This is a genomic window from Pseudomonas frederiksbergensis (genome assembly GCF_035751725.1).
Lineage (GTDB): Bacteria > Pseudomonadota > Gammaproteobacteria > Pseudomonadales > Pseudomonadaceae > Aquipseudomonas > Aquipseudomonas frederiksbergensis_A.
This window is the reverse complement of record NZ_CP142104.1, coordinates 5,056,099-5,072,508: the sequence shown is the minus strand read 5'-3', so window position 1 is coordinate 5,072,508 and position 16,410 is coordinate 5,056,099. Positions and strand designations below refer to the sequence as shown.

Genomic DNA, 16,410 nt, shown 5'->3' with positions numbered 1-16,410 from the left:
AACCCACGGTTGGTTCGCTCAGGCTGACATCGCGAAATCGAGCGAGAGGATGTTGGGAATCGTTGGATCTATCTCATACAGCAAGGCATAGCCTGCGCCCGTAATGCCAGTCAACAGGCTGACGTCGGGCACTCTATCGCGATCGAGAAACGGGCCTTCGAATAACTGCCGTGCGACCTCTCCAAGAGCTTGTCTAACCCTGGCGATGCCCTCGGGATTGTCCGAATGCCGATACCATTCATACAGGCAGATCAGATTGCCGAAATCGCCATGGCACAAGCTATAGCCCCCGCCGAAGCCGTGCTGCCATAGATTGTTCTCGCAGCGCTGGATGTCGTCGAGCACCGTCTGCCGGGTCGTTTCGTCCAAGGCGTCGCCCATCGACTTCATGAGCTGTTGCCTGGCGATGAGGATGCCACCGTCTCCGTGGCACCATTTGGAGGCATGGTCCACGGGCCCCTGGTTTCTCAGGTCGAGCCAGAAACCGTCTCGACTCAAGCGGTTTTCCCCCGCCAGCACTTGGATAGCCAAAGGCACTAGCGTCTTATCGCCGGTCGCGTCATAGGCTTTGCACAAGGCATGAATGACACCTGAAAGGCCGTGGGACAGGCCGGTCAGAATCACGGAGCGGTCATCGCGTCGCAGAAGTTGGCCGTCTTCAATCAGCAATTGGTCCTTGATGTAGTCGACCATGCGCCGGATGGCAGGCCTGACATCCGCCTGACTCGATAATGCATGGACATTGGCGAGCAGCGTTATCGCACCACAACAACCGCCCAGAAAGTCGAAATCGTAATTGTCCGGCGGCACTTCCATCAGTCGGGCCAGCAGCTCGGCAATTTCCTTATCGTGTTTTGGCTCGCTCGTTATCTGCCGACGATTGATCAGCAGATAGAGATAAGCTCCCAGGCCATGATAGGCGCTGACGGTCAGGTCCGCGCTGAAGAAGCCAAAATGTTGCTCCAGTGAGTTCAAAACTTCATCCAAGAGCGACAACCAGTGCGGTTTGCCGCTTACCTTGAACAGGCTCAGATAAAACAACCCAATCCCGGCGATACCGGAGTACAACCCGTGTTCCATCGGCAAAGGGTATTGCCGGTGAGTCGTCGGGTGGGTATGAAAAGCCAACCAGCTGACGTCCATTGCCGTTCCCTTGAGGGCAAGTTCTTCGAGGCGGGAGCTGATGCTCGATATCGCGTCGAGTCGGTCCGGCCGGGGCGACTTTTCAGGGTCCGCACACGTCGCGGTAACCCGGGAAGGCGGATGTCCAAGGGCTTCAGGAAATAGACTGATCTCGATCAGCGTGCGTTGCAGTGCCCAGTCCGTGCGGGAGAGGTTGGATATTTTCCGCAGACAGCTTTTTATAGGTGGCTCGACGCCAGCCATCTTTATTTCTTGACCCTGTGCACTCGTAAAATGATCGGCAGTTAGTGGCATGGTGAAACATGGGATGCAGGACCGGTGCAGGTCGGCTATTTCATACCGCGGGATGGCTTTTTCCCGAAGGGGCTCTTTCGAATCCTTCCACAGGGTTGCGAGCAGAAGCTCCCTGTCGAGCATGTTTTGCGTAAAGCGTGGATGGCGCAGCAGCTTGATGAAATCAGCGTAGCGTTGAGAGTTCTTGAGCAATACGCGGGTAGACAGTTCGCCAGCGGATAGTTCGAGCATCTGCATGATCGTTTGCCGATGATTCATCAGCTCGCCATAGGCATAGTCGAAACCTTGGAGCAGTTGTGCCCTGTACGTTTCGGGCCCCTTGCGTTCACCCTGCAACAGTGGCAAATGTTTCTGTGTCGGCTGGTGCTCGAATTCGACCTTGCGCAGGTGGTAAAAGCCCTTTTCGAAAACGAGGGATTGACGGGTTGAAATGAAGAGTGCTTGTCGAGTCAGCCCGCTCTGGTCGTTATTGGAGTTCTGTGAAAAGGGCACAAAGCCGCTTGAACAGACCGATTGTTGGATCACGTTGAAACTATTGGACAATGCACAGCCAGCGGGTAATCCAGTGAACAAGTTACTGGTGGACGCAGTGAACAGGCACTCAAGGTCAACCATGACCGGGTTGCTTTTACAGGCAATGATGTTTTCAAAGTGGAAGTCGATGCCGTTCAATGCGTGGATAACGGCTATCTGTGCGCCCATTTTCTTGTAAAACAATTCAACGTCCGCTGCGTTGTCGCAGGGTAGATGATCGATTGTTTCAATCCAGCTATGCCGTTCGCGGCTGAGGGTCCGTGGCGATTGGATAAAAAAACAATCGGCGCCTGTCGATTCGTGCAACCGTTCAAGAAGGCGATTGAAAAACAATGCCTCACGACTTGCCCTCGGCTTATAAACCAAGGTCGTCGCGCCAATATAAATTTGGCAAACCGTTTCGCCGCGGCCATGGGGATCCCCTAGGCCAAGTTCAATGGCATTGATTTGCCGGGAAGTAACAGAGAATTCAGTTTCCAGTGAATGGATATCGACTGCGAAGTCGAGAATGACCTTGTAAACGTAATCATGGGCATCTTCCAGCAGATCAAACAGCAGGGTCGCCAGTACCGGATAGGTCTCGAAGAACCCTTTTAGTGGTGATGCGCGTAGCTGTTCATTCAAACTGTCCAGGTCTATGTTGTCGCCTTCCGCAATGCGCGTATTCAAGTAATGAACCAGGCTTTGTTCTGACAGGCGCGCTATTCGGGTCACGACGTAAAGTTCGAGGCCCGTGAAAAAGCTGGATTCGTCAATATACGTCGAGGCGCGCGAGTAGCGCCCATCCGCCTTGAAGGTTTCAATGAAGTAAAGGAAAAAACGTTGGCTAAACCAATGAAAGTTTTCCTTATCGCTCGAGCAAATTGTCGTTTCGATAGACAGGCGCTCGAACCGAGCGATTTTTTCCCTAAGTAGATTCAGGGCGGTTTCGCCATCAACAGGCAAAGGCTGCTGATTGACGGGTTCATTGATATACGAAATCAATTGTTTCCTGCCGGTCCCGAAGTGCTCCAGCAAGGGCTGGTCGTCATCGTGCAGGCGAGATAAATTGTTTTCAAACAGGGCGATGTTACTTTTGGAAGAGAATCGATATCCCCCTCGCTGATCCAGCTTCAACGCATTGACAAGCATGCCGTGGTTCCTGATCTGGATAGAGCAGGCGATGCCTGCTCTATATTTCTAGCTATTGCAGGTTCTAGCTGTCGGTCGGATTAACATCCAAATGACTTGGTAGAACCAATGCAGTGTCTCGCGATCTTCGGGCACCAGAAGACATACGAACCGGAGCGTGTAAAGTTGCTCAGGGAGAAAGAGGGGCTGCCCCCTGTAATGCTGGTCTGTTGCGCAGGGCTGGACTCAGCACAGAATGGCGGTGCATTGTATGGTGCCGCACTCGACAATAGTCAGTGCTGCTGATGCGGTACTTGAGTTGCCAAGATCTTGAAAGGACTTCAGATCGCTTTCGAAATCGCCGGACATGGCAAGAATCTGTTCGTTCATTATGTAATTCCTATGGCTGGTGTCACGCACTGGGTGCGGATTAGTGGCAGTGAAAGGTGAAGGATTTTACGTTGATGTGGGAATCTTTTGTTTGATGGTATGCCTTGAAGTCGATATCGAAATTTCCAGACATTTCCAGCAGTTGATGGCTGATCATATAAGTATCCTTTGATTGTTCTGGTGCGCCGATAGAGGCGAGGCAAACCATAACATGGCACTCGGTGGGTAGAAACTTGTTGTTGTGGCCTGATGTTGCAGTTGTGTTTTGCTACAAACTTGTCGTGTGTTGCTATAAGTATGTAGTGGGGTTTAGTTGGTCGTGGTCAGCCAGCGTTTATTTCGATAACTTCAATGATGAGATGGCCGGCTGGTCGCTGCCAGGTTACTTCATCCCCTACCTTGGCCCCCAGTAAAGCCCGGCCCAGCGGCGAGCCCCAATTGATCAATCCTCCGGCCGCATCGGCCTGGTCTTCCCCCACCAATTGCACGCGCTGCGCCTGACCGTGCTCATCGGCAAAGGTTACCCAATGCCCGATCCGCACCTGATCTGTAGCATTCGCTGTAACAACCTGGGCGCTTTGCAAGCGTCGGTTGAAGTACCGCAGATCTCTTTCGATGTCCGCGATACGCTGCTTGTCCGCCCGCTCGCCCTGGGCAGTCTGTTGGCTATGCAATTGCTGCAACTCGGCGACCCGTGCCTGCAATTGAGCAAGCCCTGTCGGCGTGACGTAGTTGGGTTGCGCGCTGATCTGGCGTTCGACCGGTTGATCGGCCTGGGCGGCGGCGTTGTCTTCGTTAACGAAAGCGCGACTCATAGGTTTCTCCTCTGTTGGAGTTTGGGCCATGGTCGCAAGGTTTTGGTTTCGACGAATGTCTCAGAGCGACTCACTGCGAGCGATAAGCCCGGGCGGCGTCGCGATCTTTCTCTTGTTGCCATGCACGTTCACGATCGTCCCAGTGGCGTTCGCGGTAGTCGTTACGCTCTTCACTCTCGCGCATGGCCTGGCACTGGCGAAAACCGTCGCTCCAGCCTTCGGCGTAATGTGCGTCCTTGAGGTAACGTGGCACATCTTTCCTGAACTGGCCGGTAATCGCCCCGGCTGCTTGTCGGCCACTGCTGCAACCATCATCGAAACCGTCTGCAAAGGCAGGCGGAAAACCTCGGGCGATCAAGTCCTCGCGGGTAGTTTCGCAGCCGCCGAGCAACATCAACACACCCAGTACCACCGTCGCACGCCACATGTGCTGTCATCCCGACCGATCCACTCATGACAGAAGTCTAGAAGTGGATTCGTCAGAAAGGCGTGAAAGCGCGGTGATCAATCCGTTCAGTAGTGATACCACTTCACTTCAAGCATCACCTCATTCTCCGGCGAGGCCAATTGGCTGAACTCGCGCTGGGCGCTCAGGCGCAGGCCGAGGTTGCGGGACAGTTCCCACTGCTGGTTGAGGCTCACGCTACGGCGCACTTCGCCGTTGACGAAATAATCGCCCTTGGCTTCCAGGCTCAGGTTGCCCAGCGGGTTTTTCCACAGCACACCGCTGTTGAACCCGGCAGCCGGGGCGATGAATTGGGCGAAGTCATTGTTGTGCTCGACTCGCACCGTACCCAAGGCAAAGCCCAGCACATCTTCGCCCAGCGCCCAAGTGCCACCCGCGCCGCCATTGACGTGGCTGACCAAGGTTTCATCGTCGTGTTTGCCCGGCACCCGCTCCAGGCCGCCGGTGACCTGCCAGGAAAGCGGTTGCAGCAGCTCGTTGCGCGGGGTCAGGGAACGGATGGTCGCCAAGTCCAGTTGTTGCACTTGCCAGTCGTTGCCTTCGTATTGGCGCAGCTTCAACTGGAGGATTTCAATCTGCGCCCCCAGCGGGAAGCTTTCGGCATTGTCGTTGAGGTCGTGATAGGCCATGCGCAGGCCGTACTCACCAAATGCGCGGTCGCCCCGTGTGCCCAGGCCGGCCTGCCAGGTGCGCGACTCATGGCCGTCTTCCGGCAGGCCCGGTTGTGGGATGTCGAGTTCCGGCGCGGGGTTCTGGTTGATTGCCCGCAGCAATTCGAAACTGCGCTGGGCCCGCTGTGGATCGCGCTCCTGGCCATTGGCGCGATAGCGCTCCAGACGATAGGCGGCATCGATGATCAATGCCTGGCGCTCGCGTGGTAATGCCTTGAATTCCCGGGTCTGCAATTGTTGCTGGGCGGCGCTGACTTTCAGCACCCACTGCTGTTCCTCATCGCTCAAGGGCTCGGCGCGGCTGAGCAGCTCTCGTTCACGGGACGGCCGGTACTGGATGCTTTCCACCAGTCCGGCTTCTTTCACTGCCTTGACGGTGTCGGTGGGAATCGCGGTCAGCGGGAACTGTTCGGTCAGGCGCAGGCTGGGGCGCGCGACTTGCAGCAATTCAAGCAAGCGATAGGAGCAGTTTTCGTCGAAGAAAAAGTAGTCGAACTGGATCTGCTTGAGCTCCCACACATGCTCGACCATGCGTTCGGTCTCCGCCTGGCTCAGGTTGAGGCGGTATTCCCACAGGTCGCGGTTCTCGAGGCTACGGTACTCGGAGAGTTTTTCCTGATAGGGCACCAGGGCGAACAGGCCGGGATAGCCGCCCATCAGGCCTTTCCAGGCGTAGAGGATGCTGTTGTCCGAACCTTCGATGTAGGCGCCGAAGTTGATTGCGTAGCTGAGCAGGGCGGTCTTGTCGCTTTGCACATCGGCCTGGTCGATGCGCAGCAGGGTGTGACCGAACATCGAGGACGGGCTGTTGAGGTACGCGGCGGGGAAAATCATCACCGCGCTGTGGGGCGAAACGTCCTTGAACCACTGCGTGTAATCGCTGCAATTGACCGTCGGCAGGTCCGCCAGGTCGAGCTGCGCCTTCAACCAGCGGGTTCGCGCCGGGTATACGCATTGCGCGTGTTGCTGGCCGGCGCTGGCCGGACCGTACAAGGCTTGGAGCGTGGCGGTCAGTTCGCGGTCGGGATGCTGGTTGCCGTCGGGTGCCAAGAAGAATTTCTTGTCGCTGATGTAGCTGCGCCAGCCGCCGAGCTTGGCGGTTTCGTAGTGGCCCAGGGAAATCCAGAAGCGGTCATTGGCCAGTTGCTGCAAACGTTGAGGGTCGATATGAGGCGCGGCGGATAGCGGGGCGCACACACAGAGCGCCAGCCAGGCAAGGCGTTTGAGCATAGTCGGCTACTTGGAAAGTCGAAAAATAAAGACCGAGAGGGCCCCAAAAAGAAAACCCGCTCCCCGAAAGGAGCGAGTGATGCCGAGCTTAAGCTTGAGTCGCGTACTTGGCCAGGCGAGGGTCGTTTTTCAGCACGGCCAGGGTATTGGTATGCACGTCTTCTGCAGTCACGTCAGCTTTGCTGAAGATCTGCTGGAAGTGCTCATGGGTCACTGCGGAGAAGTGTGCGCGATCTTCCGGCGCCACACCCAGTACCACGGCGTAGGTGGTCAGCGCTTCACCCTGACCCTTGGCCATGTCTTCGGACAGCTCGTTCATCATGCCATTCATGGCCAGCCAGGATTTGCCGCCGTAGGTCAGCGCGGCGTTGGTCGAGCAGCCGTTGGTGCCGGAGGTCATGCCGAAGGTGGCGTTGCCGGAAGTGCCGTTGGTGGTGGATGCGAGGAAGTGAGCCGGGGTGCCACGCTGACCTTCGAACAGCATGTTGCCCCAACCGCAATCCGGGCCGCCCGGCGCCTGAGCCATGGCGTTGATGGATACAGCGGTGAAGAGAGTACCGAGAAGAATCCGTTTCATAGCTATGTTCTCTTTATGTGCATACCAATGGACAGGGTCTGGCCCCTACAGCAGCCAGTGGGCCGGTTATTGTTCCAGCCGCGCAGTTTGGAGTTTAGGCACGATCCGAGGGTTCCGTGACATTTTGCAAAAACATTACGGCAAATCCATTGCTTGCGCGGCTCTGCCCAGGGTTTTTCCCTCGACTATGCTTTGGTCTCAGGCGCTCCTTGCCAGTCAGGTACGGGCAGCGCCAGAATGCCGCTATCTGCCCCGCCTGATGTAAGGAAGCCCGATGCCTGATCCTGTTGCTGCCAGCTTGCGTCTAGCGCCCGAAGCGCTGACCCGTCCGTTTTCCGCTGAACAGTTCAGCTTCTCTACCACTAATGATCTGGAGCCCTTCCGCGGTGTGCTTGGCCAGGAACGTGCGGTCGAAGCATTGCAGTTCGGTGTGGCGATGCCACGCCCCGGTTACAACGTATTTGTGATGGGTGAGCCCGGCACCGGCCGGTTCTCGTTCGTCAAACGCTACCTCAAGGCCGAAGGCAAGCGCATGCAGACCCCGGCGGACTGGGTCTATGTCAACAACTTCGACGAGCCACGCGAGCCGCGCGCCCTGGAGCTGCCCTCCGGGACGGCGGGCACGTTCATAGGCGATATCAACGGCCTGATCGACAACTTGCTGGCGACATTTCCGGCGGTGTTCGAACATCCGTCCTACCAACAGAAAAAGAGCGCCATCGACCGCGCCTTCAACCAGCGCTACGACCGCGCCCTCGATGTGATCGAGCGCCTGGCGCTGGAAAAAGACGTCGCGCTGTACCGCGACAGCAGCAACATCGCCTTCACACCGATGAGCGAAGGCAAGGCCTTGGACGAAGCGGAGTTCGCCCAGTTGCCGGAGGCCGAGCGCGAGCGATTCCATGAGGATATTTCCGGCCTGGAGGAGCGCTTGAATGAAGAACTCGCCAGCTTGCCGCAGTGGAAGCGCGAGTCCAACAATCAGCTGCGCCACCTCAACGAAGAAACCATCACCCTGGCCTTGCAGCCCTTGCTGGCGCCGTTGTCGGAGAAATACGCCGAGAACGCCGCCGTGTGCGGTTATCTGCAAGCCATGCAGGTCTATCTGCTCAAGACCGTGGTCGAGCAGTTGGTCGACGACAGCAAGACCGACGCGGTCGCCCGCAAGCTGCTGGAAGAGCAATACGCGCCGAGCCTGGTCGTCGGCCATCCGGCGAGCGGTGGCGCCCCGGTGGTGTTCGAGCCGCATCCGACCTACGACAACCTGTTCGGGCGCATCGAGTACAGCACCGACCAGGGCGCGCTCTACACCACGTATCGGCAGTTGCGTCCGGGTGCCCTGCACCGTGCCAACGGCGGGTTCCTGATCCTTGAAGCGGAAAAAATGCTCGGCGAGCCGTTCGTGTGGGATGCGCTCAAGCGTGCCCTGCAATCGCGCAAGCTGAAAATGGAGTCGCCGCTGGGTGAGCTGGGTCGCCTGGCGACGGTGACCCTGACACCGCAGCACATCCCGCTACAGGTCAAGGTCGTCATCATCGGCGCGCGCCAGCTCTATTACGCCTTGCAGGACCTGGATTCGGATTTCCAGGAAATGTTTCGCGTGCTGGTGGATTTCGACGAAGACATCCCGATGGGTGACGAGAGCCTGGAGCAGTTTGCCCAGTTGCTCAAGACCCGTACCTCGGAGGAGGGCATGGCTGCGCTGACCGCCGATGCGGTGGCGCGCCTGGCCACCTACAGCGCGCGCCTGGCCGAGCACCAAGGGCGCCTGTCGGCGCGTATCGGCGACCTGTTCCAATTGGTCAGCGAGGCGGATTTCATTCGCCAACTGGCCGGCGACGAAATGACCGACGCCGGCCACATCGAGCGCGCCCTCAAGGCCAAGGCCACCCGCACCGGGCGCGTTTCGGCACGAATCCTCGACGACATGCTGGCGGGGATCATTCTCATCGACACCGATGGCGCGGCCGTGGGCAAGTGCAACGGGCTCACGGTGCTTGAGGTGGGCGACTCGGCGTTTGGCGTGCCTGCGCGGATTTCCGCCACGGTGTACCCGGGCGGCAGCGGCATCGTCGACATCGAACGGGAGGTCAACCTCGGCCAGCCGATCCACTCCAAGGGTGTGATGATTCTTACCGGGTACCTGGGCAGCCGTTACGCCCAGGAATTTCCCTTGGCGATCTCGGCAAGCATCGCCCTGGAGCAGTCCTACGGCTATGTGGATGGCGACAGCGCATCCCTCGGCGAGGCGTGCACGCTGATTTCAGCTTTGTCGAAGACTCCGTTGAAGCAGTGCTTCGCCATCACCGGCTCGATCAACCAGTTCGGTGAAGTGCAGGCGGTGGGCGGGGTCAACGAGAAGATCGAAGGGTTCTTCCGCCTTTGCGAAGCCCGTGGGCTGACGGGCGAGCAGGGGGCGATCATTCCCCAGGCCAACGTCGCGACCTTGATGCTCGACGAAAAAGTGCTGGCCGCCGTGCGCGCCGGGCAGTTTCACGTTTATGCCGTGCGCCAGGCCGATGAGGCATTGAGCCTGCTGGTGGGGGAACCCGCCGGTGAGCCGGACGAGAACGGCGAGTTCCCTGAGGGCAGCGTTAACGCTCGCGTAGTGGAGCGGTTGCGGGTGATTGCGGAGATGATCAGCGACGAAGATATCAAGGAAGCGGAAAAGGAAATGGCGCAGCAGGCGCTGGTGGAGGCCAAGCCGGCGTAAAGCTTTCCTGCCCGCCGCAAGACCGGTGGTAGCGAGCAACTTCGCTCCCACCGTATTGTTGTGGATGATTCCCCATAAGCGTCACCAGTTTGGCGTCAATATTCACACTGTGACCGCTCGGCGTATTCTGGTCTCGAAATCCTTCGTTGCTGGAACTTTTCTCCTATCCTCAGTTCAAGGATAACGAGAGCCATCATTGGATCGAAACAGCCCGCTCACGGGCTGAATACCGGATCTACCCGAGGGGCGCCGCCATGTCGCGCAACCTTTGCCTCACTCGCCAATGCCTGGGCCTTGTGACCCGCATTGAATGTGCTGTCCGCCCGCTGGCTGGAGATACGGGCATGTGGACCGTACTCTTCGCCGCCGGAATGGCCGGTGAACAACCTTCCGCCATCAAGGCCCAAGGGCCGTTTCCGGGGCCGACCGCCGCAGAAACCATTCTCGACACCATCGTCCAGAACCTGACGACCCATGGTTATGAACTGGCTGACGATCCGCAGATCTGGTCCCTGCACATGCAGGCGCAACTGCGGGAAATCAACGGTGGTCGCTGTCGCAACGTCGGCGGTTTCGAGTTTCGTCCGCTTCAGTGAGTCGTTTCCGAACACGCTCGGCCAGTCACCTGCGGGCCGGACCGGCGTTTGTCGGTCAGGTCTTGGCTGATATACTCGCCGCGTTTTTTCAGCCCCTGGTGAGACTCAATGGAACGCTTTATCGAAAATGCAATGTACGCCTCCCGTTGGCTGCTGGCGCCGATCTACTTTGGGCTATCGCTGGGCTTGCTGGCCCTGGCGCTGAAATTCTTCCAGGAAGTATTTCACGTCATCCCCAACGTGTTCTCCATGGCCGAGTCCGAGCTGATCCTGGTGCTGCTGTCGTTGATCGACATGGCGCTGGTGGGCGGTTTGCTGGTCATGGTAATGATCTCCGGCTATGAGAACTTCGTCTCGCAACTGGACATCGGCGACGACAAGGAAAAACTCAACTGGCTGGGCACGATGGACTCTTCGTCGCTGAAGATGAAGGTCGCGGCCTCGATCGTTGCCATTTCTTCGATCCACTTGCTGCGTATCTTCATGGACGCCAAGAACGTCGATCCTGACCACCTGATGTGGTACGTGATCATCCACATGACGTTCGTGGTGTCGGCATTCGCCATGGGCTACCTGGACAAACTGACCAAGCACTGAGATCCAGCCGCGATTCTGAAGCAGCGCCCGCCTGTCGAGAGACAGGCGGGCGTTGTCGTTTAGAGGGGAGGGCGCGCGAGCGGTTCGTCCGCGCCATGGCATCTGTGCTAGTCTGCTTGCCCTTTTGGTTCCGGGCGCTCCGGGAGGCGCTGTGTCACGCACGGCAACTTTCAGGGCCGTCCGCACAGCGGAGCAGCATGATGTCCGAAGTTAACCTGTCCACCGACGAAACCCGCGTCAGCTACGGCATTGGCCGTCAGTTGGGCGACCAACTGCGCGACAACCCGCCACCGGGCGTGAGCCTGGACGCAATCCTGGCTGGCCTGACCGACGCGTTCGCCGGCAAGCCGAGCCGCGTGGGCCAGGACGAGATGTCCGCCAGCTTCAAAGTCATCCGCGAAATCATGCAGGCCGAAGCGGCCGCCAAGGCTGAAGCCGCTGCTGGCGAAGGCCGTGCGTTCCTGGCTGAAAACGCCAAGCGTGAAGGCATCACTACCCTGGCTTCCGGCCTGCAATTCGAAGTGCTGACCCAGGGTGAAGGCGCCAAGCCGACCCGTGAGGACCAAGTGCGTACCCATTACCATGGCACTCTGATCGACGGCACTGTATTCGACAGCTCCTACGATCGTGGCCAGCCAGCCGAATTCCCGGTAGGTGGCGTTATCCCAGGCTGGACCGAAGCACTGCAACTGATGAATGCCGGCAGCAAATGGCGCCTGTACGTGCCGAGCGAACTGGCCTACGGCGCTCAAGGCGTTGGCAGCATTCCACCGCACAGCGTGCTGGTGTTTGACGTCGAGTTGTTGGACGTCCTGTAAGGCCCTGCCCGGTTTAATTGCCGGACATGAAACTGTGGGAGCGATGGTGCGGCAATCCGACTTGCTCGCTCCCACAGGGCTAAGTGTTTCATCCCTGGAACCTGCCGCTGAAATCCCCCGTTGGGCGCAACGCCCGGGCATAACAGAACAGGAACAGGTTTCGCACCAATTCCTTGAGTACCAGCGGCTCGCTGGAATTGAGGCTGCTGAGGTCCAGGTCTCCTTGGTCCTGCAGCTCGCTCAAGGCTTCTTCTTCAAGCACCGCACAGACTTCCCCGGTTTCCCGATGCAGGATCCTCAGGTAGGGATGTGGGCGGTCCAGCCAGGCATCGATCAAATAAGTCATGGTTCTCATCTCCTTGATGGGTTCGATGAGAATAATTCTTATTCGCTAAATAGCAAGTCTCTATTGGCGCAACGATTGTTTTTCTGACGATGGGTTGTGATAGCTCAAGCGGGCTGGAGCGAGCGTGCTTGCACAAGAGGGGGGCGGCGCGGGGAGGGCAAAGCGCCATCCCACGCGGGGCGCGGGATGGGAGTACAGCAGGTTCAGACTTTTCTGACGAACTCGGATTTGAGCTTCATCGGGCCGATGCCATCGATCTTGCAGTCGATGTCGTGGTCGCCGTCGCACAGGCGGATGTTCTTGACCTTGGTGCCGACCTTGACCACCAGCGAGGTGCCCTTGACCTTGAGGTCCTTGATTACGGTGATGGTGTCGCCGTCCTGCAGGACGTTGCCGACCGAATCCTTCTTCACGGTGTCGTCGGACGGCGTTTCAACTTCACCGCTGGCGGACCATTCGTGGGCACACTCCGGGCAGACCAGTTGGGTGCCGTCTTCGTAGGTATATTCGGAATTGCATTTCGGGCAGGGAGGCAACGTGCTCACTAGGGTTCCTTGGGTATCAGGAGGGCAAAAGGGCGCACATTATATAGGGTTTTGTTGCTGAGATGGGTGTTCGCAGTCCCGTGGCGAGGAAGCTTGCTCCCTCGCCATAAAAGATCGCCTTGATCGGCCAGGATCAGTGCGTACGGGCGACCGCAAACTCGCTCAGATCCACCAGCGCGTCGCGGTATTCGCTGGCGGGCAGGGCATCGAGGCATTTGATCGCGCGGGCAACGTAGTCACGGGCCAGTTTCGCGGTGTACTCCAGCGAGCCGGAGGCTTCGACTGCGACACGGATGCTTTCCAGGTCTTCGATCCCGCCTTTCTGGATCGCCTGGCGGACCAGCGCCGCCTGTTCCGGCGTGCCCTCGCGCATGGTGTAGATCAGCGGCAGGGTCGGCTTGCCTTCGGCCAGGTCGTCACCGACATTCTTGCCCAGGGTCTCGGCGTCACCCTTGTAGTCGAGCAGGTCGTCCACCAACTGGAACGCGACGCCCAGGTGATCGCCGAAGGTGCGCAGCGCTTCGCTCTGCTCGGCGGTGGCGCCGGCCAGGGCCGCGGCGCTGTGGGTCGAGGCTTCGAAGAGCATCGCGGTCTTGCCGCGGATGACTTCCATGTAGGTTTCTTCCGTCGTGCTGGCGTCGCGCACCTTGGACAGCTGCAATACTTCGCCTTCGGCAATGATGCGCGTGGCCTGGGACAGGATTTTCATCACTGGCATCGAGCCCAGCTCGACCATCATTTCGAACGAGCGTGAATACAGGAAATCGCCTACCAGCACGCTTGGGGCATTGCCCCACATGGCGTTGGCGGTCGAGCGGCCACGGCGCATGCCGGACATGTCGACCACGTCGTCGTGCAGCAGGGTCGCGGTGTGCAGGAACTCGATGGTGGCGGCCAGCAGGCGCATGTCGTCGCCTTCGCGGCCCAGGGCCTTGCCGCACAGCAGCACCAGTAATGGACGCAGGCGCTTGCCACCGGCCGACGTGATGTAATCGCCGATTTTCGATACCAGCGGCACTCGGGAAGTCAGCTGCTTCTTGATGATGCCGTCGACGGCACTAAAATCGTCCGCCACTGCGCGGTAGAAAGCTTGGGGTTGCATCAGCGACAGGCGCTCCAGAAGGGTTGCGCGGCATGCTAGGACCCACGTCCGCAGGTGTCAAGGCGCGACCAGACCCTGTTAAAGCTGCTGCGCTCGGTAATCCTGCGTCAAAAACAGGCTCGGAATGCTCATTTACAGCCTGTAAACTCCGCTTCCTCGCCTGTTTTTTCCTTGTCTTCCCTTCGCTCGCGACGCTTTAACAGTGTCTGGCGGCTACTTGCAAGGCTCCGTTGCCTTGCGTACAATCGCGCACCCTGAACTTCCTGGGCAGCACCTGCCTTACGCAATTGCATCCGGGCCTTCCAGCCCATGCAGCCATGCCAGCCAATACCTCTTCCTATAAAGCGCTGGGTGAGCAGGATTATCGGAGAAATACCATGTCGTACGCAGTAATTGTTACTGGTGGCAAGCAATACAAGGTCGCCCCAGGTGAATACCTGAAGATCGAAAAACTGGAAATCGCTACCGGCGAATCCGTGACTTTTGATCGCGTTCTGTTGGTCGCCAATGGCGATGACGTGAATATCGGCGCTCCAGTCGTTGCTGGCGCTACCGTTGTGGCTGAAGTGATCTCCCAAGGTCGTCACGATAAAGTCCGCATCATCAAGTTCCGTCGTCGTAAGCACCACATGAAGCGCATGGGCCACCGCCAGTGGTACACCGAGATCAAAATCACCGGTATTCAGGCTTAATTTCAGCCTAATTCCTCACTAGGAGAATTGAACTCATGGCACACAAAAAAGCTGGTGGTAGTACCCGTAACGGTCGCGACTCAGAAGCCAAACGCCTTGGCGTGAAGATGTATGGCGGCCAGAAAATCATTCCGGGCAACATCATCGTGCGTCAGCGCGGCACCCAATTCCACGCCGGTTACGGTGTTGGCATGGGTAAGGATCACACCCTCTTCGCTAAAATCGAAGGCGTGATCAAGTTCGAAGTAAAGGGCGCGTTCAACCGCCGTTACGTGAGCGTTGTCGCAGCTTAATTGCGAGATCGCTGGAAAAGCCCTGTCTTGCGACGGGGCTTTTTCGTTTGTGGGGTGAGTCTCTTGCAAAACTGTTTGTATGGGCTGTCGGCGCTGCGGTTGGGCGTGTTTTCAGGTCGCTGCGCTCATTTTTGCAAGAGTCTTATGTCTTGTTTTTTTCGGCTCGTCCGTACGGCGAGAGGCGTGTGTCATGAAGTTTGTTGATGAAGTATCGATTCGAGTAAAGGCTGGCGACGGCGGCAATGGTTGCATGAGTTTCCGTCGGGAAAAGTTCATTGAAAACGGTGGTCCGAACGGTGGTGACGGGGGCGACGGCGGCTCGATCTACATGCTCGCCGATGAAAACCTCAACACCTTGGTGGATTACCGTTACACCCGGCACTTCGATGCCGAGCGTGGCTCCAACGGCGGCAGCACCGACTGCACCGGCAAGAAGGGTGAAGACCTGATCCTGCGCGTGCCGGTCGGCACCACGGTGATCGATTCCGCCACTCAGGAAGTGATCGGCGACCTGACAAAGGCCGGCCAGCGTCTGCTGGTGGCCCATGGCGGTTGGCACGGCCTGGGTAACACCCGTTTCAAATCCAGCACCAACCGTGCGCCGCGCCAGACCACGCCAGGAAAGCCCGGCGAGCAGCGCGACCTGAAACTGGAAATGAAGGTATTGGCCGATGTGGGCCTGTTGGGTCTGCCGAACGCCGGTAAAAGTACCTTCATTCGCTCGGTGTCGGCGGCCAAGCCGAAAGTGGCCGATTACCCGTTCACTACCCTGGTGCCGAACCTGGGCGTGGTCAGTGTCGATCGCTGGAAAAGCTTCGTGATCGCCGACATTCCGGGGCTGATCGAAGGTGCTTCCGAGGGTGCTGGCCTGGGGATTCGTTTCCTCAAGCACTTGTCCCGTACCCGTCTGTTGCTGCACCTCGTCGACATGGCGCCGCTGGATGAAACCAGTGCTGCCGATGCCGCCGAAGTCATCGTCAACGAACTGACCAAGTTCAGCCCGGCCCTGGCCGAGCGCGATCGTTGGCTGGTGTTGAACAAGTGCGACCAGATCCTCGAAGAAGAGCACGAGGAGCGGGTCAAGGAAATCGTTGATCGCCTGGAGTGGGAAGGTCCGGTCTACGTGATCTCGGCCATCGCCAAGGAAAACACCGAGCGCCTCTGCCACGACATCATGCGGTACCTGGAAGATCGCGCCGACCGCCTGGCCAACGATCCGGCCTACAAGGAAGAGTTGGCCGAGCTCGACCAGCGCATCGAAGACGAGGCTCGCGCCCAATTGCAGGCGCTGGACGACCAGCGTGCCCTGCGTCGCAGTGGCGTCAAGTCGGTCCATGACATCGGTGACGACGATTGGGACGAAGAAGATGTGGATGATGAAGACGGTCCGGAAATCATCTACGTCCGCGACTGATGCTCCTCGGTTGAAATCGGATCTGTGGGCGCGGGCTCGTTCCCACAGGTTCAAGTGTTTCAGC

Annotated in this window: 16 protein-coding genes; 7 read left to right on the top strand and 9 right to left on the bottom strand. The window is 58.3% G+C overall.

What is annotated here, in order from left to right; genetic code table 11:
* Window positions 1-18: 18 nt before the first annotated feature.
* The 6 genes from lanM to VQ575_RS22710 all read right to left on the bottom strand — a co-directional run bounded on the left by lanM (window position 19) and on the right by VQ575_RS22710 (window position 7,230).
* The gene (lanM, locus tag VQ575_RS22735; RefSeq protein ID WP_325918452.1) at window positions 19-3,102 is read right to left on the bottom strand and encodes a type 2 lanthipeptide synthetase LanM; all 3,084 of its coding nucleotides are present in this window, start codon (window positions 3,100-3,102) and stop codon (window positions 19-21) included.
* 225 nt (window positions 3,103-3,327) lie between these two features.
* Complete coding sequence (locus tag VQ575_RS22730) at window positions 3,328-3,471, bottom strand: hypothetical protein (protein ID WP_196304808.1); 144 nt, start codon at window positions 3,469-3,471, stop codon at window positions 3,328-3,330.
* Between the two features lie 323 nt (window positions 3,472-3,794).
* A complete protein-coding gene (locus VQ575_RS22725; protein ID WP_045156992.1) occupies window positions 3,795-4,286 on the bottom strand; it encodes a GreA/GreB family elongation factor in 492 nt (163 codons plus the stop codon).
* Window positions 4,287-4,356: 70 nt separating this feature from the next.
* Window positions 4,357-4,713, bottom strand: coding sequence for a hypothetical protein (locus tag VQ575_RS22720; RefSeq protein WP_039593909.1), 357 nt, complete (start codon window positions 4,711-4,713; stop codon window positions 4,357-4,359).
* A gap of 86 nt (window positions 4,714-4,799) precedes the next feature.
* Window positions 4,800-6,653, bottom strand: a complete 1,854-nt coding sequence (locus VQ575_RS22715) for an Lnb N-terminal periplasmic domain-containing protein (RefSeq protein ID WP_198727278.1) — start codon at window positions 6,651-6,653, stop codon at window positions 4,800-4,802.
* Between the two features lie 88 nt (window positions 6,654-6,741).
* Window positions 6,742-7,230, bottom strand: coding sequence for a DUF3015 domain-containing protein (locus VQ575_RS22710; protein ID WP_030140293.1), 489 nt, complete (start codon window positions 7,228-7,230; stop codon window positions 6,742-6,744).
* A 274-nt stretch (window positions 7,231-7,504) separates the two neighbouring features.
* Here VQ575_RS22710 and VQ575_RS22705 point away from each other — a divergent pair, with 274 nt between their 5' ends.
* The 4 genes from VQ575_RS22705 (at window position 7,505) to VQ575_RS22690 (ending at window position 11,954) form a co-directional block, all read left to right on the top strand.
* Window positions 7,505-9,943: a Lon protease family protein gene (locus tag VQ575_RS22705; RefSeq protein ID WP_039593907.1), complete on the top strand. Its 2,439-nt coding sequence runs from the start codon at window positions 7,505-7,507 to the stop codon at window positions 9,941-9,943.
* Between the two features lie 254 nt (window positions 9,944-10,197).
* Window positions 10,198-10,539: a PA4575 family protein gene (locus VQ575_RS22700; protein ID WP_039593919.1), complete on the top strand. Its 342-nt coding sequence runs from the start codon at window positions 10,198-10,200 to the stop codon at window positions 10,537-10,539.
* 108 nt (window positions 10,540-10,647) lie between these two features.
* Window positions 10,648-11,136, top strand: a complete 489-nt coding sequence (locus tag VQ575_RS22695; RefSeq protein WP_039593906.1) for a TIGR00645 family protein — start codon at window positions 10,648-10,650, stop codon at window positions 11,134-11,136.
* Window positions 11,137-11,336: 200 nt separating this feature from the next.
* Window positions 11,337-11,954, top strand: a complete 618-nt coding sequence (locus tag VQ575_RS22690; protein WP_003205746.1) for an FKBP-type peptidyl-prolyl cis-trans isomerase — start codon at window positions 11,337-11,339, stop codon at window positions 11,952-11,954.
* Window positions 11,955-12,042: 88 nt separating this feature from the next.
* On the opposite strand, the gene VQ575_RS22685 is transcribed toward VQ575_RS22690, so the two are convergent.
* The 3 genes from VQ575_RS22685 to VQ575_RS22675 all read right to left on the bottom strand — a co-directional run bounded on the left by VQ575_RS22685 (window position 12,043) and on the right by VQ575_RS22675 (window position 13,947).
* A complete protein-coding gene (locus tag VQ575_RS22685) occupies window positions 12,043-12,300 on the bottom strand; it encodes a PA4570 family protein (protein ID WP_045156990.1) in 258 nt (85 codons plus the stop codon).
* 203 nt (window positions 12,301-12,503) lie between these two features.
* Entirely contained in the window at window positions 12,504-12,845 is a 342-nt protein-coding gene (locus tag VQ575_RS22680) for a zinc ribbon domain-containing protein YjdM (RefSeq protein WP_039593904.1), read from the bottom strand.
* A 133-nt stretch (window positions 12,846-12,978) separates the two neighbouring features.
* On the bottom strand, window positions 12,979-13,947 hold the full coding sequence (locus VQ575_RS22675; protein ID WP_325918450.1) for a polyprenyl synthetase family protein: 969 nt from the start codon (window positions 13,945-13,947) through the stop codon (window positions 12,979-12,981).
* Window positions 13,948-14,324: 377 nt separating this feature from the next.
* On the opposite strand from VQ575_RS22675, the gene rplU reads away from it, so the two are divergent.
* From rplU to cgtA, 3 genes are all read left to right on the top strand, one after another.
* Entirely contained in the window at window positions 14,325-14,639 is a 315-nt protein-coding gene (gene rplU, locus VQ575_RS22670) for a 50S ribosomal protein L21 (RefSeq protein ID WP_003176051.1), read from the top strand.
* Between the two features lie 35 nt (window positions 14,640-14,674).
* On the top strand, window positions 14,675-14,932 hold the full coding sequence (gene rpmA, locus VQ575_RS22665) for a 50S ribosomal protein L27 (RefSeq protein ID WP_003176049.1): 258 nt from the start codon (window positions 14,675-14,677) through the stop codon (window positions 14,930-14,932).
* 190 nt (window positions 14,933-15,122) lie between these two features.
* Window positions 15,123-16,346 (top strand): Obg family GTPase CgtA, encoded by a 1,224-nt coding sequence (gene cgtA, locus VQ575_RS22660; protein WP_039593902.1) that lies wholly within the window; start codon window positions 15,123-15,125, stop codon window positions 16,344-16,346.
* Window positions 16,347-16,410 lie beyond the last annotated feature (64 nt).